Source organism: Prevotella heparinolytica (assembly GCF_002998535.1).
Classification (GTDB): domain Bacteria; phylum Bacteroidota; class Bacteroidia; order Bacteroidales; family Bacteroidaceae; genus Bacteroides; species Bacteroides heparinolyticus.
On sequence record NZ_CP027234.1, the window covers coordinates 1,412,945 to 1,431,500 of the forward strand.

The 18,556-nt window shown below is 48.0% G+C and carries 13 protein-coding genes and 1 tRNA gene; 5 read left to right on the plus strand and 9 right to left on the minus strand.

From position 1 onward, the window contains the following. Positions 1-67 precede the first annotated feature (67 nt). The 5 genes from C3V43_RS05805 to C3V43_RS05825 all read right to left on the minus strand — a co-directional run bounded on the left by C3V43_RS05805 (position 68) and on the right by C3V43_RS05825 (position 3,567). Positions 68-155: transfer RNA gene (locus C3V43_RS05805), tRNA-Ser, on the minus strand. 161 nt (positions 156-316) lie between these two features. Further along, the gene (locus tag C3V43_RS05810) at positions 317-1,096 is read right to left on the minus strand and encodes a TatD family hydrolase (protein WP_106068992.1); all 780 of its coding nucleotides are present in this window, start codon (positions 1,094-1,096) and stop codon (positions 317-319) included. Between the two features lie 14 nt (positions 1,097-1,110). Then, a complete protein-coding gene (locus tag C3V43_RS05815) occupies positions 1,111-1,806 on the minus strand; it encodes a hypothetical protein (protein WP_106068993.1) in 696 nt (231 codons plus the stop codon). Positions 1,807-1,824: 18 nt separating this feature from the next. Beyond that, the gene (locus C3V43_RS05820) at positions 1,825-2,799 is read right to left on the minus strand and encodes a polyprenyl synthetase family protein (protein WP_106068994.1); all 975 of its coding nucleotides are present in this window, start codon (positions 2,797-2,799) and stop codon (positions 1,825-1,827) included. Between the two features lie 81 nt (positions 2,800-2,880). Then, positions 2,881-3,567: an energy transducer TonB gene (locus C3V43_RS05825; RefSeq protein WP_106068995.1), complete on the minus strand. Its 687-nt coding sequence runs from the start codon at positions 3,565-3,567 to the stop codon at positions 2,881-2,883. Between the two features lie 265 nt (positions 3,568-3,832). Between C3V43_RS05825 and cmk the strand changes: the two genes are divergently transcribed. From cmk to pfkA, 3 genes are all read left to right on the plus strand, one after another. Beyond that, positions 3,833-4,525, plus strand: coding sequence for a (d)CMP kinase (gene cmk / locus C3V43_RS05830; protein WP_106068996.1), 693 nt, complete (start codon positions 3,833-3,835; stop codon positions 4,523-4,525). 91 nt (positions 4,526-4,616) lie between these two features. After that, complete coding sequence (locus C3V43_RS05835) at positions 4,617-5,480, plus strand: 4-hydroxy-3-methylbut-2-enyl diphosphate reductase (RefSeq protein WP_106068997.1); 864 nt, start codon at positions 4,617-4,619, stop codon at positions 5,478-5,480. A gap of 143 nt (positions 5,481-5,623) precedes the next feature. Continuing rightward, entirely contained in the window at positions 5,624-6,604 is a 981-nt protein-coding gene (gene pfkA / locus C3V43_RS05840) for a 6-phosphofructokinase (protein ID WP_106068998.1), read from the plus strand. Between the two features lie 392 nt (positions 6,605-6,996). Here the strand turns inward: pfkA and C3V43_RS05845 are convergent, their stop codons facing one another. The 3 genes from C3V43_RS05845 to C3V43_RS05855 all read right to left on the minus strand — a co-directional run bounded on the left by C3V43_RS05845 (position 6,997) and on the right by C3V43_RS05855 (position 11,812). Then, positions 6,997-8,340, minus strand: coding sequence for a citrate/2-methylcitrate synthase (locus C3V43_RS05845; protein ID WP_106068999.1), 1,344 nt, complete (start codon positions 8,338-8,340; stop codon positions 6,997-6,999). A 73-nt stretch (positions 8,341-8,413) separates the two neighbouring features. Continuing rightward, positions 8,414-9,565, minus strand: coding sequence for an NADP-dependent isocitrate dehydrogenase (gene icd, locus C3V43_RS05850; RefSeq protein ID WP_106069000.1), 1,152 nt, complete (start codon positions 9,563-9,565; stop codon positions 8,414-8,416). Between the two features lie 3 nt (positions 9,566-9,568). Next, the gene (locus C3V43_RS05855; RefSeq protein ID WP_106069001.1) at positions 9,569-11,812 is read right to left on the minus strand and encodes an aconitate hydratase; all 2,244 of its coding nucleotides are present in this window, start codon (positions 11,810-11,812) and stop codon (positions 9,569-9,571) included. 651 nt (positions 11,813-12,463) lie between these two features. Here C3V43_RS05855 and C3V43_RS05860 point away from each other — a divergent pair. After that, positions 12,464-14,365: an AAA domain-containing protein gene (locus C3V43_RS05860; protein ID WP_106069002.1), complete on the plus strand. Its 1,902-nt coding sequence runs from the start codon at positions 12,464-12,466 to the stop codon at positions 14,363-14,365. Between the two features lie 353 nt (positions 14,366-14,718). Here the strand turns inward: C3V43_RS05860 and C3V43_RS05865 are convergent, their stop codons facing one another. Next, positions 14,719-16,380, minus strand: coding sequence for a putative transporter (locus tag C3V43_RS05865; RefSeq protein WP_106069003.1), 1,662 nt, complete (start codon positions 16,378-16,380; stop codon positions 14,719-14,721). Between the two features lie 273 nt (positions 16,381-16,653). Between C3V43_RS05865 and mutA the strand changes: the two genes are divergently transcribed. Next, entirely contained in the window at positions 16,654-18,555 is a 1,902-nt protein-coding gene (gene mutA, locus C3V43_RS05870; RefSeq protein ID WP_106069004.1) for a methylmalonyl-CoA mutase small subunit, read from the plus strand. The last annotated feature ends 1 nt before the right edge of the window (position 18,556 follow it).

Below are 18,556 nucleotides of genomic sequence, written 5' to 3' on the forward strand. Positions count from 1 at the left end.
TTTTAAGATTAATTAATTGATTTGTTTATTATAATTTATTTATCTCTTATATTCTTTTTTTCAATTGCGGAGAGACGGGGATTCGAACCCCGGATACCCTTTAGGGGTATACACGCTTTCCAGGCGTGCCTCTTCAACCACTCGAGCATCTCTCCTCGTACGCCTTCTCTGAAAACGGGTGCAAATTACAAAAAAAATGCGAACCACAAGTGATTTCAGCTACAAATGTATTCTTTTTTTTGTTGTTCCAGCCTATTCTCTTCGTTTTATATTGAATAAAATATCAAAATTAATAAACTTTAAAATCTTCGTGAGGTTATTCAAGCACTCTGAACACCTTAAATACAGCGTCAGAAGTAAGCTGTGCCACGTATTCCGGAGAGCAATCGTACACTTGAGCCACCTTCAGCAGTGTATCTTTGAGGTATGCACTCTCATTCCTCTTGCCTCGATTGGGAGCCGGCGTCAGATAGGGCGAATCTGTCTCTAACACAATGCGTTCCAGCGGAATTTCTTTCAAAACTTCGGGTAAAGTAGTTTTTTTAAAAGTAACCACCCCATTGATACCAATCACAAAATCAGGGAACTCCATAATTCGGCAAGCTTCCTCCAATGTTCCCGTGAAACTATGGAAAATACCTCTGAGGGTAGTATCCTGATAAGGTTTCAATACATTATATATATAGTCAAACGCCTCCCGACAATGAATCACCACCGGCAAGTCATATTCCAAAGCCCATTCAATCTGCCTGTTCAGCGCCATTTCCTGCTCTTTCAGAAAGGTTTTGTCCCAATATAAATCCATGCCGATCTCTCCAATCGCTACATATTCCTTCGATGAGTCCAGTTCCCGGGCCATCACTTCCAATTCCTGCACATAATCTGCATTCACAGAGGTGGGATGTAAGCCTATCATCGGATAACAGTATCCCTTATACGCTCTGCACACTCGAAGCATCGGTTCGATAGTGGTACTGTCAATATTAGGCATAAAGATATGCGTGACCCCCGCAGCACGGGCACGAGCCATCACTTGCGGTAAATCCTCCTTGAATTCTTCTAAAAAAAGATGGGAATGTGAATCAACTAATCTCATTTTTCAGTTTGCTCCTAACGTTTCTCTCCGGAACGGTAATAATACACAAGTCCGTAATCGCGGCACAAATCCAACCGTACTTCATTGGGGGAAACCTCTATATACTTTTCTTCAACCTGATTCCAAATATCCAGAATCAACCCATCCGCCTCTGCGCGCATTGATGCTAAAGTTTCCAGACTACGTGCCGTTAAAGACTGATAATTCCGTTGCTTCTCATAACTATCCATGAAAATATCATAATGCACCCTGACTTTCGCTATTGTGGGATTGTAGATCGGTATGCCCCCTTGAGAAATACGCCGTGTCTCCCCATCCACTATTTTGCGCCCCCATTCCACCAATGCCGACTCTGTGGACAAATCCGGCACATTATTCTTACTATCTTCCAAGCCATAATATGCCAAATGCGCCGTGCGCACTTCCGAGCGTATGACAGCCAAATGCAAGACCTGAATAAAATGGGAAAGATACAGACGAGCTGTCTTCACATTCATCAGATGCTTACGTCCGGCTTGCGCCTGACGTTCAAAACATTCCATGTAATAAGCTTGCGCCGCCTCAAACTTGGTAAGAAAATTACGGGCCTCGGTCAGGCTTTTCAAAGACACGGCCAAATCATAGACGTTACACACCTCTCCCTTGACGACCACTGCTTTCAGTGCCCGTATCCTTGCTTGGTCTGTATTCGGCAATCTTCTATATGGCATGCTTATCCCGGTTTATTATTATACTTCTCTATGCATCAGTTCAGTCATCAACAGTTCGAGTTCCTTTTTCTTTTCGTCCGTCACTTTAACAGCCGCAAGGCTCTTCATCGCACATTCAGAATACTCCTTCATTTTTTGTTCACAGAGTTCTCTGACACCGATCTTATTGTACAAATCAGTGACCGCTGCTATTTTTTCCGCCGGAGAGAACGAAATGGCATCCACCCATGCATTCAGTTGCCGACATTGCTCATCATCCGCATGTTCAAACGCCTTTATCAACATATAGGTCTTCTTGTTGCACAAGATATCGCCTCCAATATTTTTTCCGAAAACAGCTGCATCACCATAAACATCCAGAAAATCATCTTTCAATTGAAAAGCAACACCCAGATTCATACCGAAATCATACAAATATTCTGCATCTTCGACAGAAGCACCACCTAAAAGAGCACCGATCTTTAAACTTGCAGCCAGCAACACTGACGTCTTCAGGCGTATCATCTCCAGATACTCCTCCTCTGTCACGTCTTTCCGTCGTTCAAACTCCATATCCAATTGTTGTCCTTCACAGATCTCCAATGCTGTCCGACTGAAAAGCTCCATCACCTCCTTCAGATTTTCTTCCGGACATTGAGCCATGAATTGATAGGCCATCACAAGCATTGCATCACCCGAAAGGATAGCCGTATTGTCGCCCCACACTCGATGTACCGTATCCTTTCCGCGACGGCGGTCAGCACGATCCATCAAGTCGTCGTGCAAAAGCGTATAGTTATGATATACCTCGATGCCCGTAGCCGGAGCAAATATACGGGTTATGTCTTCGCGATACAGATTGTAGGCCATCAGCATCAGCACCGGACGAATTCTTTTTCCACCCATTGACAGGACATAAGCAATAGGGGTGTACAATCCCTGAGGGGTACGGGTGAACTGCAATGCCGAAATATGAGCATTGATTCTTTCTAAAAGCGTAGAAGCTGCAAACATTCTCTTCTTTTCAAAATTTAAGGAACAGAGGTAAAGAAAAAAGGCTGCATTCCGGCAGCCTCTTTCCATTTCAGATATCTTTTACTGCAATCTAAAGGTTACAGGTACCGTATATTTCACACGTACCGGTTTACCACGTTGCATACCCGGTTTCCACTTCGGCATACCCATAATCACACGGACAGCCTCTTTGTCCAAATACGGGTCAACACCTCTCAGCACTTTAGCGTCGACGATACCACCGTCTTTGTTAACCACAAACTGTACGGTCACACGACCTTGAGTTCCGTTTTCTTGTGCAATAGTGGGATACTTAATGTTTTTGCTCAAATACTGCATCAAACCTGCCATACCACCCTGTGGGAATTCCGGCATATTCTCTACAACCTCGAAGATTGTCTGTTCTTCCGGTTCTTCTTCTGCCACAGTCACAGGAACATATTTGATTGTTACAGCTTGGTTCAATTCTTCGGAAGATACAATTGCTGTTTCCTGAACGTCAGCTTCATTCTCCACAATGGTCAACGTTTCCGCAATGGAAGGAGCTTCGGGAGGTGGAGGAGTAACCTGTTCCGGTTGCTCCGTAATAGGAACGATTTCCTCTTCAAATACTAAGTCGGTAAGAGCCTGGCTCGTATCAATCTTGATATCGCGTTTTGTCCATTCAAACGCTACAAACATGAAAGCGAGCACAATTACATAACCGACCAACAGCCAAGTCGACTTTTTGTTCTCCAAGTCTGCCTTAGGTGATTTCTTAATTTCCATAATCTATTGTTATATAATTAGTGTTTCCCATTTGGGGCAAATATAGCACTTTTCCTATAAATGCACATATCCCGTTGCCTTTTTTCACACAAAGGACTTTTCATTTTCATTTTTTTAATCCTTCAAAAGCCTACACATGCTTTTGTGGCACAAATGTAGCGAGATATTTTAAAAATGCCGTATCTTTGGCAGGATTTTTAATGCAACATTGAGATTTTCTTTTTGTAGGTATCACCCTATTATATTACTTAGTGCACAAAGAATTATGAAAAAGATAACAATAGCAATCGATGGTTTTTCCTCTTGTGGGAAAAGCACCATGGCCAAAGACCTTGCCCATGAAATTGGTTATATATATATAGACAGTGGCGCCATGTACCGTGCAGTTACACTATATAGCATAAAGAATGGCATTTTTCAGGACGACCGTATAGATACGGAAAAGCTGAAAAAGCTAATCGATGATATCCATATTTCTTTCCGTTTGAATCCGGAAACCGGACGACCGGACACTTATCTGAATGGTGTAAATGTGGAAGATAAGATACGTACAATGGAAGTCTCATCACGTGTCAGTCCCATTGCCACACTGGACTTTGTACGTAAAGCCATGGTAGCGCAACAGCAGGAAATGGGAAAAGCCAAAGGCATTGTCATGGATGGGCGAGACATCGGCACCACCGTATTTCCGGATGCCGAACTGAAAATCTTCGTAACGGCTACTCCCGAAATCCGAGCACAGCGTCGCTACGATGAGCTGAAAGCCAAAGGAGAAGAAGCCTGCTTCGACGAGATTCTTGAAAATGTAAAACAAAGGGATTATATCGATCAAAACCGCGAAGTAAGCCCACTCCGTAAGGCCGATGATGCCTTACTGCTGGATAACAGCCACATGACCATTCTCCAGCAAAAAGAATGGCTGGCCGAACAGTTCAAACGGGTTACAGAAAGCAAATAAAGCGAGATAACATATCCGCTCCGTGTCAACTCCGTATCTATAAGGTACGGAGCAGACACCGACATTACACATAGAAAAAACGGAATCTGTTATGGCAAAAGTGGAAATAGACGAAGGGTCAGGCTTTTGTTTCGGAGTTGTCACCGCAATACATAAAGCCGAAGAGGAACTGGCAAAAGGGGAAACCCTGTATTGTCTGGGAGACATCGTGCACAACAGCCGCGAAGTGGAGCGCCTGAAAGCAATGGGCTTAATAACAATCAATCACGACGAATTCAACCGCCTGCACAATGCCAAAGTGTTGCTGCGTGCCCACGGAGAACCACCTGAGACGTATGAAACAGCCCGGCAGAACAATATTGAAATCATTGATGCCACCTGCCCGGTCGTACTCCGTCTGCAAAAGAGAATAAGACAGGAGCATAGTAAGGATGACAACAAAGACAAACAGATTGTTATCTATGGGAAGAACGGACACGCCGAAGTTTTGGGACTGGTAGGGCAAACTTCAGGAGAAGCAATCGTCATCGAGAAGCCGGCAGAAGTAAAAAAACTGGATTTCAGCAAAGATATCCGCCTCTATTCTCAAACGACCAAGTCCTTAGACGGGTTCGGAGATATTGTGAAATACATCGAAGGACATATATCCCCGGATGTCACATTCGAATCATACGACACCATCTGCCGGCAAGTGGCCAACCGAATACCCAACATCCGGCGATTTGCAGCTTCGCACGACTTAATCTTTTTTGTCAGCGGCAAGAAAAGTTCCAACGGTAAAATGCTCTTCAGCGAGTGTAAGAAAGTCAACCCCAATTCGCATCTGGTAGATAATGCCGAAGAGATAGACCAATCTCTGCTTGCAGGCGCAAATTCCATCGGCCTTTGCGGAGCTACTTCCACCCCGAAGTGGCTGATGGAGGAAATTTCCGAAGCAATAAAGTCGAAACTTTAAGGTCTGTTTGTCATCCGTTTGGAACAGCAAATTAACGTAAATTATCAACCACAGCTTCAGCTTTTTATTATCTTTGCGCCATCAAAAAAAACAGGCATGCACACGGATGTGCGGCAATTATTAACACTAAACAAAAGATTGTTATGGGAATGGTTAAGTGTATTGGCATCTTGACATCGGGAGGCGATGCTCCGGGAATGAATGCGGCTATACGGGCCGTGACACGTACCGCTATTTACAACGGACTATCAGTGAAAGGCATATATAGAGGTTACAAAGGCTTGGTGACAGGCGAAATCAAAGAATTCAAAAGCCAGAATGTCAGCAACATCATCCAATTGGGAGGCACTATCCTAAAGACGGCACGCTGTAAAGAGTTCACCACTCCCGAAGGGCGGCAGATTGCATACGAAAACATGAAGAAAGAAGGTATCGACGCTTTGGTGATCATTGGTGGAGACGGCTCCCTGACCGGCGCCCGCATCTTTGCTCAAGAGTTCGACGTGCCTTGCATCGGATTGCCGGGAACCATCGACAACGATTTGTATGGAACAGATACCACCATCGGGTATGACACGGCATTGAATACGATTCTGGATGCTGTCGACAAGATTCGCGATACGGCCACTTCGCACGAACGTCTGTTCTTTGTGGAAGTGATGGGGCGCGATGCCGGCTTCCTTGCCTTGAACGGCGCCATTGCTTCCGGAGCAGAAGCGGCCATCATCCCGGAATTCAGTACGGAAGTGGATCAATTGGAAGAATTTATCAAGAACGGATTCCGGAAGTCCAAGAACAGCAGCATCGTATTGGTGGCTGAAAGCGAGCTGACAGGCGGCGCCATGCACTATGCAGAACGCGTAAAGAACGAATATCCCCAATATGACGTGCGCGTCACCATTCTCGGACATTTGCAGCGAGGCGGAAGTCCCACGGCACACGACCGTATCCTTGCCAGCCGTTTGGGTGCGGCAGCCATCGATGCCATCATGGAAGGACAGCGCAATGTCATGATTGGAATCGAGCACGACGAGGTGGTATATGTTCCCTTCACCAAAGCCATCAAGAATGACAAGCCGATAAAAAAAGAACTCGTCAATGTCTTGAGAGAACTATCCATCTGATAGAAATCCAAACACGCATGCAGAGAAGATTCGGACTTTCCTTGTATGCAGATAAAAACAGTACGGATTATGCAGCTTTCACGGATAAGGATAATTTTTCCGTAAATCCTCCCCTGCATAATCCGTATTTTTTCAAGTCATCTTTATCCATAGCCCGGATCACCTTTCCCAAAGCGCGGACTTACCTTTCCCAAGGTGTGGGCTTACCTCCCTTAAAGTGCGGGCATACGCCTCCTAAAGTGTGGGCTTACCCTCATTAAAGTGTGGGCATACGCCCGACCAAGTGCGGGCTTAGGATTGCACAAGTGCAAAGTGCCGAATTACGTTGAATGCAAACAGGAGGAGTTCGCCTGTCGTATCTTCGGATTATCCCCAAAAACGGGAGATATGCCTCACCGTTTCTTGATGGGTATATACGTCACGTCGTCCAACACATTTTTATAAGCAGGACGAATGATGCGCTTCCCTTCAAAATTCAGTTCTTCATTGCGATGGGCGCACCAACCCACAATGCGCGCCATGGCAAACAGCGGAGTAAAGATTTCCTGCGGCAATCCAATCAGTTCGTAAACAAATCCTGAATAGAAATCGACGTTGCTTGAAACGGTCTTTCCATTGTTCTTCACACGACCGAAGACGTCGATGGCACGCTCTTCCAACAGCTCCAGAAACGCAAACTCACGTTCTTTGCCTTTTTCGCGGGCAAGGTCGCGGGCAAGCTCTTTCAGCAGAATGGCGCGCGGATCGGAAATGGTATAGACGGCATGGCCGATGCCATAAATCAATCCGGTCTTATTGTACACCTCTTTATTGAGCATCCGGGTAAAATAGGTGTCAATCTCATCGACACTCGTCCAATCCCGGATGTTTGCCTGCAAATGGTGGAACATATCGGCCACCTGAATATTGGCGCCACCGTGAAGCGGGCCTTTCAAAGAACCGATACCTGCCGCAATGGCCGAGTAAGTATCTGTTCCGGTAGAAGAGGTGACACGCACGGTGAAGGTCGAGTTATTACCACCGCCATGTTCGGCCTGAAGCACCAGCAACAGGTCGAGCGTGCGGGCATCCAGTTCCGTATAATCTTTTTTCAACATATATAGGAAGTTCTCGGCAATGGAAAGATTCTCCTGCGGATGACGGATATGCAATGAGCGTCCATGAGTGGCATGGCGGAGCATATTGTAGGCATAGGCAATAATGGTTGGGAACTTAGAGATAAGCTCGATGCTTTGCCGCATCAGGTTGTCGCGGGAGGTATCGTCGGCATACGGGTCGAAACGATACATCTCGAGCACGCTGCGCGAGAGGATATTCATGATGTTATTCCCTTCGAGTTCGATGATATTCATCTTTGTTTTCTGCTCCAACGGCATATTGTCATTAATCAGTTCGCAGAAAGAAGCCAGCTCCTCCTTGTCGGGCAGACGGCCGGAAAGCAGCAAGTAGGCCACTTCTTCAAAGCCGAATCGTTTCTCCTTGATAACGGCATGCGCCAAATCTTCCACATCATAACCGCGGTAGAACAGCTTGCCGGGAATGGGTTTCAGTCCCCCGCCGGAAATGCGCTCGTAACCTACCACATTACCAATTTTGGTCAAGCCCACCAATACGCCCGTACCGTCTTCATTACGCAAACCGCGTTTCACATCAAACTTCCTGAACAATTCGTTCTCGATACGGGCAGCTTCCTTCAGATCTTCGGAAAGCTTATAAATCAAATATTCCTTTTTCATGATATCTACTTATTATTATAACTTTTCTCCTACCCCCGATAGAAGAGAGAGGCTGAGGAGTATTCTTGTTTTATTACTGTTTCGCTATTCTTTGCACAATTTCTTCTGTAAAGGCCGAAGTGCCGAGCGAAACGCCTCCGGGCATGAAACGGGCCAAATCGGCTGTTGCACGGCCTTCCGTGAAACTGTCCTCCAATGCCTTTTCTATCAACGAGGCGGCTCCCTGCCAACCTAAAAAATCAAGCATCATCACTGCCGACAAGATGATGGAACAAGGATTCACGATGTCCTTGCCCGCAATGTTCGGAGCCGTTCCGTGCGTAGCCTCAAAAATGGCATGCCCTGTCCGATAGTTGATGTTTGCTCCCGGAGCGATGCCTATTCCGCCCACCATAGCGGCCAATTGGTCGGAGATGTAGTCGCCGTTCAGGTTCAGCGTAGCAATGACGGAGTACTCTTCGGGAATAAGCAAGGTGTTTTGCAGGAAAGCATCGGCAATGCAATCCTTGATAACCAGCCGCCCTTCCGCTATTTCTTTGCCGAATTCCCGTTCGGCCAGTTCGTAGCCCCATTTCTTGAAACCTCCCTCCGTGAACTTCATGATGTTTCCCTTGTGCACCAATGTCACGGAAGGCAACTGATGGTCGAGGGCATAGCGGCAAGCGGCACGCACCAGACGCTCCGTGCCTTCTTTCGATACCGGTTTCACGCCAAACGAGGACGATTCGGGGAAACGGACTTTCGTCACTCCCATTTCGTCGTGCAGGAAACGGCAGAACTTCTCGGCTTCAGGAGTTCCGGCCTCCCACTCTATGCCGGCATAAATATCTTCGGTATTCTCGCGAAACACACACATATCCACCTTCTGCGGCTCTTTCACCGGCGAAACGATGCCCTTATACCAACGCACGGGACGCTGACAAACGTATAAATCGAGCGTCTGGCGCAACGCCACATTCAAAGAACGGATTCCGCCTCCGACGGGCGTAGTCAACGGCCCTTTGATACCCACTTTGTAGGTACGGAAAGCTTCCATCGTCTCTTCCGGCAGCCACGAGCCGGTTTCATTGAAAGCCTGTTCGCCCGCCGGCACTTCTTTCCATTCGATGCCTCTGCGGTCGCCATAGGCTTTCTTGACAGAAGCATTCACAACAATCTGCATGGACGGGGTCACTTCCTTCCCCACTCCATCTCCGGTAATAAACGGTACGGTAATTTTTTCCATAATCTATCGTGCATTAAGAGCAGAGCCGGCACGGAACCAACCAATCTGCTGTTCATTATATGTATGTTGTACTTCAAAACTCTCGCTACTGCCGTCTTCGTGATGAAGAGCAACCGTCAGCCGGCTTCCCGGAGCAAGTTTTTTCAAGTCGGTGACTGAAATCAGGTCGCGCTCCCGAATCCGGTCATAATCCGACTTATCGATGAATGTCAATGCCAACATGCCTTGTTTCTTCAAATTCGTCTCGTGGATGCGGGCAAAGCTTTTTGCCAGAATGACACGCACGTTCAGGAAACGCGGCTCCATGGCAGCATGTTCGCGACTGGAACCCTCACCGTAATTTTCTTCGGCCACGACAATGGTGCGAATACCTTCGGACTTATACATCTTGGCTGTGCCCGATACCGTTTCGTACGTATGGGTGGAACGGTTCCAGACACTATTTGTCTCTCCGTTGAAGGCATTGACAGCCCCCATCAGCATATTATCCGAGATATTCTCCAGATGTCCGCGAAAACGAAGCCACGGCCCGGCCATCGAAATATGGTCAGTGGTACATTTTCCCTTTACCTTAATCAGTAAAGGCATCTCAGGCAACTCTTCGCCGTCCCACGCCGGAAACGGAGCAAGCAACTGCAAACGCTCCGAACGGGCATCGACCGCAATCTCCGTCTTCGCTCCACCGGGTGCAAGATAGCCTTCGCGACCACCGATAAAGCCATTCCGGGGCAATTCCTCTCCGACCGGTTCGGATAGTTTCACCTGTTCTCCGTCGGCATTCGCCAATGTGTCGCGCAGAGGGTTAAAGCAGAGATCGCCCGCAATGGTCAGCGCCATGGTCATCTCAGGAGAAGCCACAAAGGCAAACGTATTCGGATTGCCGTCGGCACGTTTCGCAAAATTACGGTTGAAGGAGGTGACAATGGAGTTTTTGCGTTCGGGGTCATCGGTGTGGCGTTTCCACTGGCCGATGCAAGGGCCGCAGGCATTGGCCATAATCGTTGCGCCAATCCCCTCAAAAGCGGCAATCATCCCGTCTCGGTCAGCCGTTGCGCGTATCTGCTCCGAACCGGGATTGACAATCAACGGAGAGGCCACTTTCAGATTCTTTTCCTTCACTTGGCGGGCAACGGAAGCTGCACGGCTCAAATCCTGATAGGACGAATTGGTGCACGAGCCAATCAGGCCCACCTCCATCTTGCGCGGATAATTGTTCGCCACTACCGCTTCGGCAAACTTCGATATCGGCGTTGCCGCATCGGGGGTAAACGGACCGTTGACGTAAGGCTCCAATGCCGAGAGGTCTATTTCGATAATGCGGTCGTAGTACTTTTCCGGATTTGCCATCACCTCCTCGTCTGCGCGAAGCTCGGCCGCAACTTCGGCCGCCATTGCCGCCACTTCCGCACGCCCGGTGGCCTTTAAGTAAATATCCATGCGTTCATCGTAAGGGAAAAGCGAGGTAGTGGCTCCTACTTCCGCACCCATGTTGCAGATGGTGGCCTTTCCGGTGGCCGACAGCGACGCTGTTCCCGGCCCGAAGTATTCAATGATGGCATTCGTCCCTCCTTTCACGGTAAGAATACCTGCCAATTTCAGTATAACGTCTTTAGGAGCAACCCAACCGCTCAATGTCCCGGTCAGGCGCACTCCTATCAGGCGCGGCATCTTCAGTTCCCATTCCATGCCGGTCATCACATCCACGGCATCGGCTCCACCCACGCCGATGGCCACCATGCCCAAGCCTCCGGCATTAGGCGTATGAGAATCGGTACCTACCATCATTCCGCCCGGAAACGCATAGTTTTCAAGCACCACCTGATGAATGATGCCTGCCCCGGGCTGCCAAAAGCCGATACCGTAGCGCGAAGAAACATTGCAAAGAAAATCATAGACTTCTTCATTCGTTTTCGTAGCGGTAGCGATATCCTCTTCAGCCCCTTTGTTGGCTTGAATCAGATGGTCGCAATGAACGGTAGAGGGCACGGCAACCTGTTCACGACCGGCATTCATGAATTGCAATAAAGCCATTTGTGCCGTGGCATCCTGCATGGCCACGCGGTCGGGACGGAAATTTACATACTCTTCCCCCCGTCCGTAGTCTTTTACCTTACGCTCATCATATAAATGGGCATATAATATTTTCTCTGTTAAAGTCATCGGACGTTGCAATATATTCCGGATATGTTCAATCTTTCCTACATAGCTTGCATAGAACGTCTTGAGCATCGTTAAATCATAAACCATAGCCTTACTTTCTTAATATTCCAATTTTATAAAGATTACAATTAAAAGGTTTAACAAAGCAAAAAGGTAAAGAGTTTAACCAAAAAAGCTGTTTTGTGACATAAAAACGGAAAGTCTTTCTGTTTTTTGCTCAGTATCATTCGGCAAATCTTTAAAGGATATTATTCTGTTTGCAAGAGGAGTGTACCTGAGGGAGAAACGGTTTCTTTTGCTGAAGATTGGGGCTGCATCCTATCGGGCAGATATTTCTTGAATGCACCGGTTTACAGCGGCCGGGCAGAAGAGAGCTTTTACGCCCACCTGCCCTCCTCCCCCCCTGTTTTGACAGCTGCAAGCCTTTGTCGTGACAGAGGCAAGTGTCCAATCCGACAGACACTTGTGTTTGACGTGACAGACACAAGTGTTTGAGCCGTCAGAGGCAAGTGTCTGACAGGACAGGGGCAAACGTCTGATAACCAATGCGCTTCGACTTTAAAACACAAGCCGCCGGTGAGGGTATCGACCTGCTTCTTATCCCGAACCCAGGTAGGAGCATAAAGAGTTATCCCGCAAGCCAAAAGAAGGGAACCGACCGAAAAGAAGCTCAAAAGAGACAGAAAAACTTGTGAGGAAAATTTAAAACATGCTCTAAGAATAACTACCTTTGCAGGCATGAAAGAACAAGAAACGAACAGCCCCATCATACACCTCCAACGGCAACAAAACTTGCTGCGCATGGAGTATGAATACGAAAAGGAAGAATTCAAGAGGCAGACAGAGAACATGGGTGTTGCCCGAAAAGTCAAACGGGGACTTTGCTGGCATCCCGCCACTCCGGGACGGAGTTACTACAATTCGTTGAATCAGTTGGTAATAGAGATTACGCGCACTGAAGACACCGACATAGAACACAGTTTCGAGTTCGGACGCCCCATCTGTTTCTTCCGCCAATCGGCCGATGGGAAAATCATCTATATGAATTTCACCGCTACCGTCAGCTATGCCGACGACACGCGCATGGTGGCAGTGATGCCCGGAGCGGGCGCCATCATGGAGGTGCAGGCCGCCGATAACCTCGGCGTGCAACTCTACTTCGACGAAACGTCCTACCGCACCATGTTCGAAGCATTGGAAGACACGCTTCGTGCCAAAGGCAACCGGCTGGCCGAACTGCGAGACATCTTGCTGGGCAGTGCGAAAGTCGGATTCAGGGAACTCTATCCGGTGCGCTTCCCGTGGCTGAACGCTACGCAGGAAACGGCAGTGAACAAGGTGTTGTGCGCCCGCGACGTATCCATCGTGCATGGCCCTCCGGGCACGGGGAAAACGACTACGCTTGTAGAAGCCATCTACGAGACACTGCACCGCGAACCTCAGGTATTAGTGTGCGCCCAAAGCAACACGGCCGTCGACTGGATATCGGAGAAATTAGTGGACAGGGGCGTTAATGTGCTGCGCATCGGCAACCCTACCCGCGTGAACGACAAAATGCTCTCCTTCACCTACGAACGACGTTTTGAGAATCACCCTCTCTATTCCGAATTATGGAGCATCCGAAAGAATCTGCGCGAGCTGGGCGGACGTGCCCGCCGGGGCAGCTACGACGAGCGCGAAAGCGTGCGCAACCGCATGAGTCGCCTGCGCGACCGTGCCACGGCACTCGAAATACAAATCAATGCCGAACTTTTCGACAGCGCACACGTCATTGCATCCACCTTGGTGAGCAGTAACCACCGCCTGCTCAACGGACGCCGCTTCGGCACGCTGTTTATCGACGAAGCCGCCCAAGCCCTCGAAGCCGCCTGCTGGATAGCCATCCGCAAAGCAGACCGCGTAATATTGGCCGGCGACCATTGCCAACTGCCACCTACCATAAAGTGCCACGAGGCTGCCCGTCGAGGTCTGGAACAAACGTTGATGGAGAAAACCGTAACTAATAAGCCATCGGTCGTCTCTTTATTGAAAGTGCAGTATCGCATGCACGAAGACATCATGAGGTTCTCTTCCCAATGGTTCTATAACAATGAACTGGAAGCTGCTCCCGAAGTGTGCTACCGAGGCATTCTTGACTGGGACATCCCTATTAGCTGGATAGACACCTCCCGAATGGATTTCAAGGAGGAGTTTGTAGGAGAAACTTTCGGGCGCATCAATAAGGCGGAAGCCGATTTGCTTCTGTCGCAACTGAAGGCCTATATAGAGCGAATCGGCGGGAACCGTATTCTGGAAGAAAGGATTGACTTCGGTATCATCTCTCCCTACAAAGCACAAGTGCAATACCTTCGCAATAAGATAAAAGGTGATGCCTCTTTAAAGCCTTACCGCAGCTTGTTCACCGTACATACGGTAGATGGTTTTCAGGGACAAGAACGCGATGTCATCTTCATCAGCTTGGTTCGTGCCAACAACGAAGGACAGATAGGATTCCTGAATGACTTGAGAAGAATGAACGTAGCCATCACCCGTGCCAGAATGAAACTGGTGATACTGGGAGACGCGGAAACCTTGAGCCGTCACGTTTTCTATAAAAAGCTGCTGGACTTCTGCTCCTCACTCACAAAGAGAGGATGCTAAAACTTAAACGAGCCGTCGGCATACATACCATTTGCTTTCATTACCCCTAAAGCCGATTACGATGAAAGAAACACCACGCACTTCCAACCCCGAACCCCTTTCAGAAAAAGAAAAACATTTACCTCTTTGAGAACTCTCCTTCTCGCTCCGGCTTGCTATATGGATGCCTTCGGCTGTAAGTATAGATGCAGCACGCTCGGCATATAGATGCAGCATGGTGGAGATATATCCCCACCAAAGCCGGTCTGCAGATATCTCTCGCAAGGGATACCTATCGAGAAACGATTGGTGCTAATTCTTGACAGAAAGTTTAATCCACCTATCAGGATTTTCTTGCTTTATTGCCTAAGAATCTACATCATCGCCAACAGAATCATCTGTCCCGCCAAGATGCGCAGGAACATGGTTAACGGATAAACCGTTGAATAGCCTACTGCCGGTGCGTCGTTACCTGCTGTCTGGTTAGAATAGGCCAATGCAGGAGGATCGGTGTTGCTGCCGGCGATAAGCCCCATGAGAGTGAAATAGTTCACTTTGAAATAAAGACGAGCTACGATGCCGACAATGAGTAGGGGAACGACGGTTATCAGGAATCCGTATCCCACGTACGACAACCCGTTACCTTCCACCACTGTCTGAACGAAATGTTCTCCCGCCTCTATGCCTACGCTGGCAAGGAAAAGCACGATACCTATTTCACGCAACATCAGGTTGGCGCTCATGGTAGTATAGGTCACGAGACGTATCTTGTGTCCGAAACGGCCGATAAGAATGGCTACCACAAGCGGGCCGCCTGCCAAACCAAGCTTTACGGGTGTCGGCATACCGGGAAATGCGATAGGAAGGCTTCCCAACAGAATTCCAAGGAAGATACCTACGAAAATGGTCACGATGTTCGGAGTGTCCAGACGCTTCAATTGGTTGCCCAATACACCCGCCACACGTTCTACGGCATCTTGTTGTCCCACAACCATCACACGGTCGCCCACCTGAAGTACCAGATTAGGGTCGGCGAATAAATCCACGCCCGAACGGTTGACACGGGTTACATTAACTCCATACATGCTGCGGAAGTGCAGACTTCCCAGTTTCTTGCCGTTGATTTCGGATTTGGTGACCAGAATGCGTCGTGAAACCAACGGAGTGTCTTGTCTTTCCCAATCCATCTCTATCTCCTTGCCGATAAAAGCGGTTACGGCTTCGGCATCTTCTTCAGAGCAGACAATAAACAGTTGGTCGCCGATATGAAACTCAGTGTCTTGATTGGGAATGCTGACATGTCCTTCGTGCCGAATGCGCGAGCAGACAAACGGGCGTCCCAAGAATTCCTTGATTTGAAGCAGCTTCTTGCCGTTGATAGACTCATTGCGCACCTCCAGATGCAACATGTGGGGCTGATGCTTGGAGTCCGTCTCTTGTGTATGAAGTTCCTCTTCTTCTTTTTTCAGATTGACGCGGCAGATATAGCGCACAGCAATGATTGAGCCTATGATACCCACCACACCGAGCGGATAGGCGCAGGCATATCCCAGGGCAATCGGGTCGCCCGTATAGTGAAGCTGGTTCAACGCTTCGTTGGCGGCACCCAAACCGGGAGTGTTTGTTACAGCACCGTAGAGGATACCCACAATCATGGGCAATTCTATGTTTCCGTCAATGAAATAAATGCTCAGTGCCACTGCGATGTTCAGTGCCACAACGCCTACGGCAAGCATGTTCAGCGTCATGCCTCCTTTCTTGAAAGAAGAAAAGAAGGCCGGTCCTACTTGCAAACCGATGCAGAATACGAATAAAATCAAACCGAATTCGCGGATGAAGTGCAGAATGTGGGTCTCTCCCGTGAAGCCGAAATGCCCCATCAGGATACCGGCGAAGAGCACAAATGTCACTCCCAATGATACGCCGAAGATTTTAATTTTACCTAATAATACGCCCACAGAGATAACGAATGCATATAAGCAAACGATGTGTGCCACGGATGAGGGATCCCATAGCAAAGTTTCTAACCAATCCATAGTTACCTTAAAATATACTTGTTTTATAAATTTTGCGCAAAAGTAGTCAATAATGAGGAGGTGGCAAAGGCTTTGTTGTTCTTTTTGTCATGTGGGCTTTGCAAAACCTGCAACGAAGGTGGCGAACTTCCCCTTCCGGTGATTGACAGATGGTTGCATAAGCATGCTATTTTTCACTAAAACGCTTTGTTCTTCTAAGTAATTCAGTATATTTGCAAGTCTCTTAGACGACAGAATGAATAGTATTCATCTATTTTTAATTTTAAATAAACTATGGCAGACAGTAAAGAAAAACTCTTCTCGGACTTTTCTCCCGTTTCCACCGAACAGTGGATGGAGAAGGTTATCGCCGATTTGAAAGGCGCGGATTATGAGAAGAAACTCGTTTGGAAGACAAACGAAGGATTTAAGGTGAAACCTTTCTACCGGATGGAAGATCTTGAGGGATTGAAGACCACAGATGCCCTTCCCGGTGAATTTCCTTATCTCAGAGGTACCAAGAAAGATAACAACGAGTGGCTTGTTCGTCAGGAAATCAGGGTAGAATCTCCCCAAGAAGCCAATGCCAAGGCACTGGATATTTTGAATAAGGGTATTGATTCGCTTTCTTTTCATGTAAAAGCCAAGGAACTGAGCGCAGCGTACATTGAAACTTTGCTGAAAGACATTTGTGCCGAATGTGTAGAACTCAACTTCTCTACTTGCCAGGGACATGTGGTAGAGCTTGCCGAGCTTCTTGTGGCTTACTTCCGGAAGAAAGATTATGATTTGTCGAAGTTGCAAGGTTCCATAAACTATGACTTCTTCAACAAAATGCTGACCAAAGGCAAGGAAAAGGGAGATGTACAGGCAACAGCCAAGGCCTTGATCGAAGCCACTGCCGAACTTCCCAAATATCGTGTACTGAATGTGAGTGCCCTGAGCTTGAACAATGCAGGTGCCTATATTTATCAAGAATTGGGCTATGCGTTGGCTTGGGGAAATGAATACATGAACCGATTGACCGAGGCGGGACTTCCTGCCGCCGTAGTGGCCAAAAAGATAAAGTTCAACTTCGGTATCAGCTCCAATTATTTTCTTGAGATAGCTAAATTCCGTGCGGCACGTATGCTTTGGGCAAATATCGTAGCTGCTTATGAACCTGAATGTCTGCGCGACCACCGCAAGAACAAGGGTGAACATAACGAATGCCGTTGTGCAGCCAAGATGAGAATCCATGCGGAAACTTCCACTTTTAATCTTACTTTGTTCGATGCATACGTGAATTTGTTGCGTACGCAGACCGAGGCCATGAGTGCTGCTATTGCCGGCGTAGACTCTATGACCGTTGCTCCGTTCGACAAGGCTTACGATGCGCCCAATGAGTTTTCTGAACGTATGGCTCGCAACCAGCAATTGTTGCTGAAGGAAGAATCCCACTTCGATAAGGTTATCGACCCTGCTGCCGGTTCTTACTACATTGAAAATCTGACCGTCTCCATAGCCAAACAGGCTTGGGACTTGTTCCTCGCCGTAGAAGAGGAAGGTGGATTCTACAACGCAGTCAAAGCCGGTAAGGTGCAGGCTGCGGTGAACGAAAGCAATAAAGCCCGTCATGCTGACATTGCCAAGCGCAAGGAAGTGTTGCTGGGTACCAATCAGTTCCCCAACTTCAATGAAAAGGCAGGCGAAAAGCAACCGCTCAAGGCAACCAGTTGCTGTGGCGGTCATGATACATGCGAAAAGGATGTGCCTACATTGAACTTCGACCGTGCAGCCAGTGAGTTTGAAGCTTTACGCCTTGAAACAGAGGCTTCGGGAAAACGTCCGAAAGCATTTATGCTTACTATCGGTAACCTTGCCATGCGTCAGGCGCGTGCGCAATTCTCATGTAACTTCCTGGCTTGTGCCGGATATGAGGTTGTTGACAATCTTGGCTTCCCAACAGTAGAAGAGGGTGTAGAAGCTGCCATGGCTGCCAAGGCCGACATCGTAGTGCTTTGTTCAAGCGATGATGAATATGTGGAGTATGCCGTTCCGGCTTTCAAGGCTCTGAATGGCCGTGCCATGTTCATCGTGGCCGGTGCCCCCGCCTGCATGGACGAACTGAAGGCTGCCGGCATCGAAAACTTTATCCATGTTCGTGTCAACGTGCTGGAAACATTAAAGGAATACAACGCTAAACTTTTGAAGTAAG